The following is a 12,348-nucleotide window of genomic DNA, read 5'->3' on the forward strand; positions in this document are numbered from 1 at the left end:
CTCCTGGGCGTGGGCGATGGCCGTGCGCGTGGGGCCGCCGGCACCGGCAATGATGGGCACCTTGCCGCGGCAGGTGTCCACGGCGGTCTTGACGACCTCGCCGTACTCGGGGCCCGACAGCGAGAAGTACTCACCCGTGCCACCGGCGGCGAACAGGGCGCTGGCGCCGTAGGGGGCCAGCCATTCGAGGCGCGCGGCGTAGCCCTTGGGGTTGAAGTTGCCCTGGGCGTCGAAGTCCGTGACGGGGAAGGACAGCAGGCCGGAGCCCATGATGGATTTGAGGTCTTGCGGGTTCATGGTGGTAGCGAGGCGGTGATGTGAAAAAGAGGTCGGGACTCAGTCGAGCTTGATATTGGCGGCCTTCACCACGGAGGCCCAGCGCGCACGCTCCTTGGCGAAGAACTGGTCCTGTTCGGTGGGGGTCATGGTGACCACCTCGGCGCCCTGGCCGGCCAGGCGCGAGCGGATGTCGGGCGAGCGGATGGCGGTGATCAACGCCTTGTTCAGCCGCTGCACCACGGCTTCGGGCGTGCCGCGGGGCAGCAGGATGCCTTGCCAGGTGCCGGACTCGTAGCCGGGCACGCCTTGCTCGGCAATGGTGGGTACGTCGCCGATCAGCGGCATGCGCGTGGATTTGGACACGCCCAGCACCTTGAGCTTGCCGTTCTGCACCTGGGGCAGGGTGGCCAGCATGCCGTTCATCAGCACCTGGGTCTGGCCGGCCACGGTGTCCTGGATGGCAGTCACGCCGCCCTTGTAGGGGATGTACTGCCAGCGCGCGCCGCTGGCACGCTCCAGCGCCACACCGGCAAGGTGCGGTGCGCTGCCGGTGGCAGTGACGGCGAAGTTCAGGTCCGCTGTCTTGGACAGTGCGATCAGTTCCTTGAGGTTGTTGGCCTTGACCGAGGGATGCACCACCAGCAGGTGGGGCGAGTAGGCCAGCATGGTCACGCCGCGCAGGTCCTTGGAGGGGTCGAACGACAGCTTGGTGTAGACCGAGGGGCTGATGGCCAGGGCGCCCACGTCGCACAGCAGCATGGTGTAGCCGTCCGGATCTGCCTTGGCGACGAAGTCCGCACCCAGGTTGCCATTGGCACCGGGCTTGTTCTCCACGATCACGGTCTGCTTGAGGGCTTCCGACAGGGGCTGGCTGATGGAGCGGGCAATGATGTCCGAGCTGCCGCCTGGGGGGTAGGGCACGATCAGCTTCAGGGTCTTGGTGGGCTGCCATTCCGCCGCGGTCTGGGCGGTGGCCGTGGTGGCGGCAAGGGCGGCGGTGCACGCCAGAATGGCGTCGCGGCGGGTCAGTGTCATGTGTTGTCTCCTGGTGGCTAATCTTGTTGATAGTCATCGTACAACTAAGCGCGCAGAAAAACAATTGCCCTTACAAAAAAAGTGCGCATTGACGTGCCGGTGCCCGCGGGATCCGGGGCGCCGCCGGCCTGCCGCAGCATGGCGCGGTAAGTTCGGACTCGACCTCGATCTCTCCTGTGAAAAGGGGCCCTTGGTGGAGCATTCCCTCCATGGCCTGTGCGGGCACGGGTGGCATGCAATCGGGTTCGGGTAATCCCTTTGATCGGATGCGCGCCCAAGGTCCACAATCCCCTATGTTGTATGACAACATATGACGAATGGCCTTTTTCGCCAGAACCGGGGTCGCCGCCCCGTGCCGCCTGCAGCCCCTGTCGTCCGCTGCCGGGAGCAGGCTCCCCCTCATGTTGTGAAAGGAAATACCGATGCTCCGTGCAATTCGTTGGCGCCGCCTGGCGCTGCCTCTGGTGGCCAGCGCCTTGTCCCTGGGCGCTGGCTCCGCCATGGCCGCTACCTGGGTCTATGTATCCAACGCCGACAGCCAGGATCTGTCGGTGCTGGAGCTCGACCGCAGCGCTGGCACGCTCAAGCCGGTGGAGACCGTGCCCCTGGCCGGCATGGCCATGCCCATGGCGGTGAGCCCGGACAAGCGCGTGCTCTATGTGGCACTGCGCTCCCAGCCGTTCCGGGTGGTCAGCCTGGCCATCGATCCCGCCAGCGGCAAGCTGCGCAAGCTCGGTGAGGCGCCGCTGGCCGACAGCATGGCCAACATCGACACCGATGCCACCGGCCGCTGGCTGTTCGCCGCCTCGTACCCGGGCCACAAAATCACCGTCAACAGCATCGGCAAGGACGGCGCCGTGGGCGCCGTGCAGCAGCTGATCCCCACGGCGCCCAATGCGCACGCCATCCACGCCGATGCGGCCAACCGCCACGTGTTCGCCACCAGCCTGGGCGGCGACAACCTCTCGGCCTGGCGCTTCGATGCCGAATCGGGGCGGCTCACGGCCCACGAACCGGCGCTGACCAGCGTCGCACCCGAGAAGTCCGGCCCGCGCCACTTCGTCTGGGACCGTGCGCAGCGCCATATGTATGTGCTCAACGAACTCGACGCCGCCGTGCACGTGATGGCCTACGACGCTGCGCGGGGCAGCTTGCGGTCCGTGCAGCGCACCACGGCGCTGCCCGCCGGCTTTGCCGGCAAGCCCTGGGCGGCCGACCTGCACCTGTCGCCCGATGGCCGCACGCTGTATGCGTCCGAGCGCACGTCCAGCACCATCAGCAGCTTCCGCGTCGATGCCGCCACCGGCCAGCTGCAGCCCCTGGGCCAGGTGCCTACCGAAAAGTCGCCGCGCGGCTTTGCGGTGGACTCCTCGGGGCGTTTCCTGATCGCGGCGGGGCAGGAGTCGCACAGCCTCTCGCTGCACCCCATCGATGCGGCCACGGGCATCCCGGGCGCGCCGACCCGCGTGCCTGCCGGCAAGAACCCCAACTGGGTCGAGATCGTCGATTTCCCCTGAGTCCCTCTTTCCATCCGGAGACACCCCCATGCAACGCAGAACCTTTCTTTGCACGGCCACCCTGGCGGCAGCCTGTGGCCTCACTGGCCTGCCGGCCGCCGCACAGGGCACCTGGCCCACGGGCAAGCCCATCAGCTATGTCGTGCCCTTTGCAGCGGGCGGCACCACCGACACCCTGGGCCGCATGATCGGCCAGCAACTGGGCACGGCCCTGGGCACCACCGTGGTGGTGGAGAACAAGGCCGGGGCGGCGGGCAGCGTGGGTTCGGAGGTGGTGGCGCGCGCGGCACCCGATGGCTACACGCTGCTCGGCGGCACGGTGAGCTCGCATGCGATCAATGCCAGCCTCTACCCCAAGCTGGGCTACGACGCCCTCAAGTCCTTCAGCCCGGTCACACTGATCGGCACCAACCCCGTCGTGCTGGTGGTGGCTGCCAATAGCCCCTACAAGACGCTCAAGGACGTGCTGGCCGCCGCGAAGACCAAGGAGGGCGGCCTGTCCTCCGCCTCGGCCGGCACAGGCAGCTCGCAGCACCTGGCGGTGGAGCTGCTGGGCTTCAAGTCGGGCGTGAAATTCACGCACATCCCCTACAAGGGCAGCGGCCCGGCGATCCAGGATGTGATCGGTGGGCAGGTGGACATGATGTTCGACACCACCGTGGTGGCGGCGCCGCATGTGCAAAGTGGCAAGCTGCGCGCCATCGCCGTCACCTCGCCCAGGCGCCTGGCGTCCATGCCCGACGTGCCCACGGTGGCGGAGTCCGGCATCAAGGGCCTCGAAGACTTCCAGGTCCAATCCTGGCAGGCCATCTTCGTGCCGGCCGGCACGCCCGCGCCCGTGGTGGGCCGCCTGCACGACGAGATCCGCAAGATCCTGGCCCAGCCCGAGATGCAAAAGCGCCTGTCAGGCTTCGGCATGGAGCCGGCCGACCTGGCCGTGGCGCAGATCGCGGCCTTCCAGAAGGCCGAGGTCGACAAGTGGGCCCAGGTGATCAAGGCCGCCAACATCAAGGTGGATTGAGCTATTCGGGCGAGATGTTTTCCTCGCCATCGGCCACCGCGTCCGCCACGGTGCCGGGCTCCTGGCCTGCGGGTGGCCGGGGCTGCAGCACGAAACCAGGGTGCTGGCCCGTGAGCAGCAGGAACATGGCAAACACCGGGCCCTGCATGCTGCGCTCGTCGGTCGTGCTCTCCAGGGCCTGCCAGGTGCGCGACTGCAGGCCGCCGCGGCTGCCGGTCTGCAGCGGGTAGCCGAGCAGTTCCGCCGCCTGTGCCTGGCTCAGGCCTGCGGCCGTGCGCGCGGCCTTGAGTTGGTCGCCGCTGGGGATCGGCATGTTCAGCGCAAGGGTGTCGGGTCGAGTGCTCATGGGTGGGGTGCTGCGTGGGTGGGCGGGATGCATCGATTGTCGTCCAGCCACCCGCGGGGTGTGTTCATTCCAGGGTCTGGCCTGTGGCCGGATACTGGCCCGAGAGCAGTTCGCCATCTGTGAGTGCCGGGCCTTGCCAGAGCGTGGCCCGGCTGGCGCCGCAGCCCAGGGCCAGCTCCCTGAGCGCCCGCAACTCCGTCTGTGTGTAACCGCCCTCGGGATTGGCGGGCAGGTGCAGCACGATGCGGGGGGAAGGCGTGAACTGCCAGAACGACCCCTTGCCCAGCACATGGCGCACGCCGTACTGCAGCAACTGCTGTGCGAGCACGAAATCCGACACGAGGGAGCGCGGGTGCGCCAGCGGGTTGGCGATGCGGGCACCCGTGCGGGCCGCTGCCTCGCGGGCCTTGCTGCCCACGGCCTCTACCCGCGGCTTCGGCCGGTCCTGCAGGGCGATCTCGGGCACCTCGTCCCAGGTGGTGCCCGTCCTGGCGTTGCGCACGCTCACTCGCTGGGGTGACAACTGGATGTACAGAAGGGGTGTGATCGATTCAAGCATGGATGCTGTGCAGGGTGGCCAAGTGGGCATTCTGCCTTCACCGGCTGCCCGGGTTGTGCCTGCAGCCTGCACCAAGCCGTTGTACAGTGGCACGCCCAGCCCCGAAGGATTTCGCAGATGCACAGCCCGGCCGCCTTGCCCGACGCCACCCCCACCACCAGCTCGCCGCAGGGCTGGTGGGCCGTGTGCCTGTGCGCCGACTGGTGCGGTACCTGCCGCGACTACCGGGCCATCTTCGACACCCTGGCCCAGGCACATCCGGGCGTGCGCTTCGAGTGGGTGGACATCGAGGACGAATCCGAACTCGCAGGCGACCTGGATGTGGAGACCTTTCCGACCCTGCTGATCGCCGATGGTGCGAGCGTGCGTTTTCTGGGGCCCTTGCTGCCCCAGGCGCCCGTGCTCGCGCGGCTGCTCTCCAGTCTGCAGGCAGGGCAGGGCGGGCAGGGGGTGGGCGCCGATGCGCAAGAGGTGTTCGAGCGCGTGCGCGCGGCGCGCGCCCGCTGAGGCGCTGGGCAGGTTCCCGACGCGTGGGCCCCATGGCCACCTCCGAGGGGCGGGCGAGGGTTCTGGCTTGCTATTCTTTGAATAGCATTTGTGCAGTACCATGGGCCGTTGGCTTCTGCCCCGTTGTGCACTGAATTTTTCCATGTCCCTGGAGTTCTGGTTCGAGCCCGAGTCACTGCGCGCACTGTGCGATGACGGCGTGTGGGCGCGGGGAACGGCGCTGTTCAAGGCGCGTGCCGTGCGGCGCCTGGCCATCAGCGCCCAGGGCGACCATTGGCTGCTCGAGGGCGATGTGCAGGGCAGCCAGCTGGCCCCGTACCAGTTGGCCGTCTCGATGGCCCTGATGCCCGATGGTGCCGTGGACTACTGGCGCAGCCAGTGCAGTTGCCCCGTGGGCCTGCAGTGCAAGCATGGCGTGGCGCTCATGCACCAGGCGGCGCGCCAGGGGCCGAGCGAATCCGACCGGGCCAGGGGCCTGGCCGTGCCTGCGGCCGGGATGAGCCGCCCGCCGCCGGCCCGCAGCGACGCCCAGCAGCGCATGGCCGAGGTGCACCGCCTGGAGGCCGAGGCGCGCCTCATGAACTGGCTGCAGGCGCTGGACAAGGCCGCGGGGCTGGGCGATGCCGATGCACCCGCGGGTGTCGGGGGGGCTGTCGACCGCCCCGAGCAGTATGTCTACCTGGTGTCCACCGTGGGTGCGCCGCGTGCGGCGCCCGTGCTGCAGCTGGAGGCCGTGGTGTCCTACCCCAAGGTGACCGGCGGCTGGGCCAAGCCCAAGCTGGTGCGCACCCAGCCGGGCAAGGGCCAGGCGGTGTTCGACCGGGCCGGTGATACCGACCGCCAGGTGCTGCAACTGCTGCGCGCGCTGCCGCGCCACCAGAACTACTACTCTGCCTACAGCGGCGCGCCCTGCGCGGTGCTGGAGGGGCAGATCGGCCTGCTGGCCCTGCAGCAGGCGGCCAGCACCGGGCGCCTGTTTGCCGATGCGGGCGGCTCCACCGTTGGCGAGCCCTTGCAGTGGGGTGGTCTGCTGCCCATCGAGTGGCACTGGCAGGCCGTCTCCGGCGGGGCTGCGGGCGCCCTGGCGCAGGACAGCGGCTGGGCGCTGCAGGCGCGGCTGCCCGGGTCGGGGGCCACGCTGTGCCACAACAATCCGCCGATGTACCTCGATGCCGCCGCCGGTGTCTGCGGCCCGGCGCATGCGCCGGGCATGGAGCCGGCGCAGCTGGAGGTGCTGCTGCACGCGCCCCCGCTCAGTGCTGCCGCGCTGCAGAAATACCAGGCCGAGGTGGCCCGCCGCCTGGGGCCGCTGCCGCTGCCGCCTGTGCTGCAGGGGCTGACCCGGCTCGACGGCATTGCCCCCGTGGCGCGCCTGCACCTGGCGCCCACGCCGGCCGCAGGGGTGGCCTACCTGGGGCTCATCACGGCACAACTGCGCTTCGACTACCAGGGCCATGTGGGCTGGTGGGCGGGGCAGCCCCTGTCGGTGCTGGTGGATGGCCGGGGCGGCGAAGGCGGCAAGGTGCTGCTGCAGCGCGATGGTCGTGCCGAGATCGACGCCGTCTCGCGCCTGATGGACCTGGGCCTGCTGGGGGTGGACGAGGGGCTGTTCGGCATCCCTGGCGAGCGGCCGCAGGGCGCCTGGATGCGCTGGGCCGACGAGGGCTTTGCCGCGCTGCGCGAGGCCGGCTTTGCGCTCACCGTGGCGCCCGAGCTGGACGGTTGGATCACCCGCGCGCAGGCCATCCATGTGCACCTGGGGCCGCAGGGGCAGGGGGATGATGGCGGGGAGGACGATGCATTCGGGCTGGACGATGGGGATGCGGGCCTGGCCGCGGCGGCGGGCGGGGGGGCGGAGCCCGCCCCGTCGCCCTGGTTCGAGCTGTCGCTCGGGATCGAGATCGATGGCCAGCGCCACAACATCCTGCCCTGGCTGCCCGACCTGATCGCGGCCGCTGCGGCGGCGCCGCCCGATTCTGCACAGGCCGGTGGCGATGAAAAAGGGCTTCCAGCCCTGCCTCCTTATCTCTATTTGCCGGCGCCGAGTGGCCATGGCTTCGTGCGCCTGCCCACCGACACCCTGAGGCCCTGGCTGGCAGCCCTGCTCGACCTGGCGGGCGACCGTGCGCACGATTTTTCGGGCGAGAGCCTGCGCCTGTCACGGCTGGAGGCGCTGCGCACCAGCGCCTCGCTGGGCGATGGGGTGGTCTGGGAGGGCGCGGCCAGCCTGCATGCCCTGGTGCAGCAACTGCAGGGGCAGGGCCAGTTGCCCGAGGTGCCGGTGCCCGCTGGCGTGCACGCGCAGTTGCGGCCGTACCAGCAGCAGGGGCTGAACTGGCTGCAGTTCCTGCGCGCCAACGGCCTGGCGGGCGTGCTGGCCGACGACATGGGCCTGGGCAAGACCTTGCAGACACTGGCCCACATCCAAATCGAGAAGGACGCCGGCCGCCTGGTGCAACCCGCACTGATCATTGCGCCCGTGAGCCTGATGGGCAACTGGGAGCGCGAGGCTGCGCGCTTCACCCCTGGCCTGCGCAGCGTGGTGCTGCACGGCAAGGAGCGCCACGCGCTGGCCGAAACCATGGCCGAGCACGACCTGGTGATCGCCCCGTACTCGCTGCTGCAGCGCGACCGCGAGCGCTGGCTGGAGGCGCGCTGGCACATCGTGGTGCTCGACGAGGCGCAGAACATCAAGAACGCCACCACCAACGCTGCCCAGGTGGTGGCGCAGCTGCAGGCCAACCACCGGCTGTGCCTGTCGGGCACGCCCATGGAAAACCACCTGGGCGAGGTCTGGAGCCTGTTCCACTTCCTGATGCCGGGCTTTCTGGGCAGCCAGCAGCGCTTTCGGGACCTGTTTCGCAACCCCATCGAACGCCAGGGCAGCACCGAGCGGCTGGCGCAGCTGCGCGCGCGCATCACCCCCTTCATGCTGCGCCGGGCCAAGGCGGTGGTGGCGCACGAGCTGCCGCCCAAGATCGAGACCGTGATGCCGGTGGACCTCTCGGGTGCCCAGGCCGACCTGTACGAGACCATCCGCCTGGGCATGGAAAAGACCGTGCGCGAAGCCCTGCACGCCAAGGGCCTGGCGCGTTCGCAGATCACCATCCTCGACGCACTGCTCAAGCTGCGCCAGGTGTGCTGCGACCCGCAGCTGGTGCCGCTGGAGGCGGCGCGCAAGGTGCATGCCTCGGCCAAGCTGGCGCAGCTGATGGAGATGCTGCCCGAGATGCTGGCCGAGGGCCGGCGCATCCTGCTGTTCTCGCAGTTCACGAGCATGCTCTCGCTGATCGAGGCCGAACTGTCGAAACACGGCCTGCCCTGGGTCAAGCTCACCGGTCAGAGCCAGAAGCGCGACGCCATCATCGACCGGTTCACCAGCGGCGAGGTGCCGCTGTTCCTCATCAGCCTGAAAGCCGGCGGGGTGGGGCTGAACCTGCCGCAGGCCGATACCGTGATCCACTACGATCCGTGGTGGAACCCCGCCGTGGAAGCCCAGGCCACCGACCGCGCCCACCGCATCGGCCAGACGCAGAGTGTGTGGGTGGTCAAGCTGGTGGCGCGCGGCACCATCGAAGAGCGCATTCTGGCCCTGCAGGAAAAGAAGGCGCAGCTGGCCGAGAGCCTCTACCAGGGTGCGGCCGGGCGCAAGCAGCCGCTTTTTACCGAAAGCGACCTGGCCGAGCTGCTGCAGCCGCTATCACTGTCGTAGCAGGTGGGCTGGGCTGCAGGGGCTGCGCGGGGCATTTCTCCGCGCAAACCCGCGCCGGGCGTTGTTCTGCCGCACATGCGGGGCATTTGCTGCGCAGTCGCGGCTGCGCAGCTTTGCAAATCAACACTTTACGGGCTACAATACGTTTCTCACGACCAAGCGGGCGGGTACCAACCGCCCGTTTTTTTTGGTCGTTTGCTTTTGGAGCTCGAAGCCTCTGGGGGTTATCGGGTTTTTTGTTTTTCCGGGATTGAATAGAACACGTGGCACTGCAGCAAGTCGTTGAACAAATCGTGATTGGCCTGGGGTATGACCTGGTGGAGATTGAACGCTCCGCCGGTGGTTTGCTGCGCATCACCATCGACTTGCCCTGGGTACAGCCTGCCGCCGATGCGCCCGCGCCGGTCGCCGAGCAGTACGTCACGGTCGAAGATTGCGAGAAGGTCACCCGCCAGCTGCAGTTTGCGCTGGAGGTCGACGGCGTTGAATACAAGCGCCTGGAAGTGTCTTCTCCCGGAATCGATCGACCCTTGCGCCACGAGCAGGACTTCGTGCGTTTCGAAGGCTCGATCATCGATATCACATTGAAGGCGCCCATCGGCGCGGCAGGTGCGGGGCAGGTGAATGCCACGCGCAAGAAATTTCGCGGCACGCTGGAGCGGGCCGAGGCAGGGGGCTGGCAGATCGTCTGGAGCGATGAGCCCGCTGTCAAGCCAGGTCAAAGAGTCAGCAAGAAGCGCGTGCCCGCCCCGTTGCAGGCGCTGGGCTTCACCTTGGATGAAACGCGGGAAGTCCGTCTGGCGCCCATTGTCGATTTCAAGGGGCGTGGCAACAAGGCAGGGGCTGAGCCCGCCTGAGCTGCAAGCAGGCTGCTGAATGAACTGGGCAGATGGCCGCCGCGTGCAGCCTTTGCCTGTCGGGTGATTGAACTAGGAGAGTCGTCGCATGAATCGCGAATTGTTGATGTTGGTTGAGGCCATTTCGCGCGAAAAGAACGTGGAGCTGGACGTGGTCCTGGGCGCCGTGGAATCGGCCCTGGCCCAGGCTACCAAGAAGCTGTACCAGGGCGAGGTGGACATTCGCGTGTCCGTCGACCGCGACAGCGGCAACTATGAGACTTTCCGCCGCTGGCTGGTGGTGCCTGACGATGCAGGCCTGCAGAACCCCGAAGCCGAAGAGCTGCTGATGGATGCCAAGGACCGCATCCCGGACATCGAAGTCGGCGAGTACATCGAAGAAGGCGTCGAGTCCGTGCCCATCGGCCGCATCGGCGCCATGGCCGCCAAGCAGGTCATCCTGCAGAAGATCCGCGACGCAGAACGCGAAATGCTGCTCAACGACTTCATGTCGCGCGGCGAGCGCATCTTCACCGGCACCGTCAAGCGCATGGACAAGGGCGACATCATCGTCGAGTCCGGCCGCGTGGAAGGCCGCCTGCGCCGCAGCGAGATGATCTCCAAGGAAAACCTGCGCAGTGGCGACCGTGTGCGCGCCATGATCATGGAGGTGGACCTGACGCTGCGCGGCGCACCCATCATCCTGTCGCGCTCGGCCCCCGAGTTCATGATCGAGCTGTTCCGCCAGGAAGTGCCCGAGATCGAGCAGGGCCTGCTCGAGATCAAGAGCTGCGCCCGTGATTCGGGCTCGCGTGCCAAGATCGCCGTGCTCTCGCACGACAAGCGCGTGGACCCCATCGGCACCTGCGTCGGCGTGCGCGGCACCCGCGTGAACGCGGTGACCAACGAGCTCGCTGGCGAGCGCGTGGACATCGTGCTGTGGTCCGAAGACCCGGCCCAGTTCGTGATCGGTGCGCTGGCCCCGGCCAACGTCTCGTCCATCGTGGTGGACGAGGAAAAGCACGCCATGGACGTGGTGGTGGACGAGGAAAACCTCGCCATCGCCATCGGCCGCGGCGGTCAGAACGTGCGCCTGGCGTCCGACCTGACCGGTTGGAAGATCAACATCATGGACGCTGCCGAATCGGCGCAGAAGCAGGCCAACGAGTCTGATACTGCTCGCAAGCTGTTCATGGAAAAGCTCGATGTGGACGAGGAAATCGCCGACATCCTGATCTCCGAAGGTTTCGCCAGCCTGGAAGAAGTGGCCTATGTGCCACTGCAGGAAATGCTGGAAATCGAAAGCTTCGACGAAGACACCGTCAATGAGCTGCGCGCCCGTGCCAAGGATGCGCTGCTCACCATGGAAATCGCCCGTGAGGAAAGCGTGGAAGAGGTCTCCCAGGACCTGCGCGACCTCGAAGGTCTCACCCCGGAGCTGATTGCCAAGTTGGCCGAAGGCGGTGTGCACACACGTGACGACCTGGCCGATCTGGCCATTGATGAGCTGACCGACCTGACCGGGCAGTCCGCAGATGAAGCCAAGGCCTTGATCATGAAGGCGCGCGAACACTGGTTCGCGGGGCAGCAAGAGTAAGGGTCAGGGAGGCACGAACCACATATGTCCAGTAACACTGTCGCCGAGTTCGCAAGCGAACTCAAGAAATCACCTGAAACCCTGCTCGACCAGCTCAAGGCTGCCGGCGTGGGCAAGGCCGCCCCATCGGACGCGCTGACCGAGTCCGACAAGCAAAAGCTGCTCGTGTACCTGCAAAACAGCCATGGCACCGCCGCTGTCGACCGCAAGAAGATCACGCTGACGAAGAAGTCCACCAGCGAGATCAAGCAGGCCGATGCCACCGGCAAGGCACGCACGATCCAGGTGGAAGTGCGCAAGAAGCGCACCTTCATCAAGCGCGATGACGGCGTGGAGGGCTCCCCCGAGTCCGAAGACACCGTGGTCGAGGAAGCCGCTGTCTCGAGCGAAGACCTCGAGCTGTCGCGCCGCGAAGAAGAAGCGCGCCGCCAGGCCGAGCTGATCCGCCGCCAGGAAACCGAGCTTGCCGAAAAGCGTGCCGAACGCGAAGCGCGCGAACAGCGCGAACGCGAAGCCGAAGAGCGCGCTGCCGCCTATGCGGCCCAGGAAGCCGAGAAGAAGGCCCAGGCCTCTGCCGTCAAGCAGGAAGCCACGCGTGAGCAGGCGGCCGAAGCCGCTGCGCGCACCGCTGCCCAGGTCGAAGCCCGCGAAAAGGCTGCTGCCGAGTCCAAGGCCCGCTCCGACGAGGAATCGGCCCGCGCGGCCGACCTCGATGCCCGCCGCCGCAAGGCCGAAGCCGAGGCTGCCGCGATCCGCTCCATGATGGCAACGCCCAAGAAGGCGGTCATGGTCGCCAAGAAGCCCGAGGAACCCAAGCCCGTGGCCAAGCCCGCGCTGGCTGGCGACGCCAAGAAGGGCACGCTGCACAAGCCCGCCGTGGGCACGGGCACCGGCCCGGCACGCCCTGGCGCACCGGCTACGGCAGCAGCGCCTGGCGCC

11 protein-coding genes are annotated in these 12,348 nt (G+C 67.7%); 7 read left to right on the forward strand and 4 right to left on the reverse strand.

Annotation, left to right across the window (positions count from 1 at the left end; all coding sequences use genetic code 11):
* Positions 1-297: dihydrodipicolinate synthase family protein (locus PMI14_RS22085; protein WP_007857617.1), on the reverse strand; the 297-nt coding region annotated here is incomplete at its 3' end.
* 39 nt (positions 298-336) lie between these two features.
* On the reverse strand, positions 337-1,314 hold the full coding sequence (locus PMI14_RS22090; protein ID WP_007857619.1) for a tripartite tricarboxylate transporter substrate binding protein: 978 nt from the start codon (positions 1,312-1,314) through the stop codon (positions 337-339).
* A gap of 422 nt (positions 1,315-1,736) precedes the next feature.
* Here PMI14_RS22090 and PMI14_RS22095 point away from each other — a divergent pair, with 422 nt between their 5' ends.
* Together PMI14_RS22095 and PMI14_RS22100 are read left to right on the forward strand one after the other, a co-directional pair.
* Entirely contained in the window at positions 1,737-2,831 is a 1,095-nt protein-coding gene (locus PMI14_RS22095) for a beta-propeller fold lactonase family protein (RefSeq protein WP_007857620.1), read from the forward strand.
* Positions 2,832-2,859: 28 nt separating this feature from the next.
* Positions 2,860-3,852, forward strand: coding sequence for a tripartite tricarboxylate transporter substrate binding protein (locus PMI14_RS22100; RefSeq protein WP_007857621.1), 993 nt, complete (start codon positions 2,860-2,862; stop codon positions 3,850-3,852).
* Position 3,853: 1 nt separating this feature from the next.
* Here PMI14_RS22100 and PMI14_RS22105 read toward each other — a convergent pair whose 3' ends face one another.
* Positions 3,854-4,198 carry a DNA-binding transcriptional regulator gene (locus PMI14_RS22105; RefSeq protein ID WP_007857622.1) on the reverse strand — a complete coding sequence of 115 codons (345 nt, stop codon included), beginning with the start codon at positions 4,196-4,198 and terminating at the stop codon, positions 3,854-3,856.
* A 64-nt stretch (positions 4,199-4,262) separates the two neighbouring features.
* Positions 4,263-4,757 (reverse strand): rod shape-determining protein, encoded by a 495-nt coding sequence (locus PMI14_RS22110; protein WP_007857623.1) that lies wholly within the window; start codon positions 4,755-4,757, stop codon positions 4,263-4,265.
* A gap of 117 nt (positions 4,758-4,874) precedes the next feature.
* Here PMI14_RS22110 and PMI14_RS22115 point away from each other — a divergent pair, with 117 nt between their 5' ends.
* From PMI14_RS22115 to PMI14_RS22135, 5 genes are all read left to right on the forward strand, one after another.
* Positions 4,875-5,264: a thioredoxin family protein gene (locus PMI14_RS22115; RefSeq protein WP_007857624.1), complete on the forward strand. Its 390-nt coding sequence runs from the start codon at positions 4,875-4,877 to the stop codon at positions 5,262-5,264.
* Between the two features lie 142 nt (positions 5,265-5,406).
* Entirely contained in the window at positions 5,407-8,976 is a 3,570-nt protein-coding gene (locus tag PMI14_RS22120; protein ID WP_007857625.1) for a DEAD/DEAH box helicase, read from the forward strand.
* Between the two features lie 263 nt (positions 8,977-9,239).
* Positions 9,240-9,833 carry a ribosome maturation factor RimP gene (gene rimP, locus PMI14_RS22125; protein WP_007857626.1) on the forward strand — a complete coding sequence of 198 codons (594 nt, stop codon included), beginning with the start codon at positions 9,240-9,242 and terminating at the stop codon, positions 9,831-9,833.
* 88 nt (positions 9,834-9,921) lie between these two features.
* On the forward strand, positions 9,922-11,409 hold the full coding sequence (gene nusA / locus PMI14_RS22130; RefSeq protein ID WP_007857628.1) for a transcription termination factor NusA: 1,488 nt from the start codon (positions 9,922-9,924) through the stop codon (positions 11,407-11,409).
* A gap of 24 nt (positions 11,410-11,433) precedes the next feature.
* Positions 11,434-12,348, forward strand: a 915-nt coding sequence (locus tag PMI14_RS22135; RefSeq protein WP_007857629.1) for a translation initiation factor IF-2 associated domain-containing protein, incomplete at its 3' end; no start/stop codon positions are given.

Source organism: Acidovorax sp. CF316 (genome assembly GCF_000276605.1).
In the GTDB taxonomy this organism is placed as follows: domain Bacteria; phylum Pseudomonadota; class Gammaproteobacteria; order Burkholderiales; family Burkholderiaceae_C; genus Acidovorax.

Bases quoted from the DNA above. Each gene is read 5' to 3' on its own strand.
- PMI14_RS22110 (WP_007857623.1), bottom strand. From the start codon at position 4,757: ATGCTTGAATCGATCACACCCCTTCTGTACATCCAGTTGTCACCCCAG.
- PMI14_RS22100 (WP_007857621.1), top strand. From the start codon at position 2,860: ATGCAACGCAGAACCTTTCTTTGCACGGCCACCCTGGCGGCAGCCTGT.
- PMI14_RS22120 (WP_007857625.1), top strand. From the start codon at position 5,407: ATGTCCCTGGAGTTCTGGTTCGAGCCCGAGTCACTGCGCGCACTGTGC.
- PMI14_RS22115 (WP_007857624.1), top strand. From the start codon at position 4,875: ATGCACAGCCCGGCCGCCTTGCCCGACGCCACCCCCACCACCAGCTCG.
- nusA (WP_007857628.1), top strand. From the start codon at position 9,922: ATGAATCGCGAATTGTTGATGTTGGTTGAGGCCATTTCGCGCGAAAAG.
- PMI14_RS22095 (WP_007857620.1), top strand. From the start codon at position 1,737: ATGCTCCGTGCAATTCGTTGGCGCCGCCTGGCGCTGCCTCTGGTGGCC.
- PMI14_RS22090 (WP_007857619.1), bottom strand. From the start codon at position 1,314: ATGACACTGACCCGCCGCGACGCCATTCTGGCGTGCACCGCCGCCCTT.
- PMI14_RS22105 (WP_007857622.1), bottom strand. From the start codon at position 4,198: ATGAGCACTCGACCCGACACCCTTGCGCTGAACATGCCGATCCCCAGC.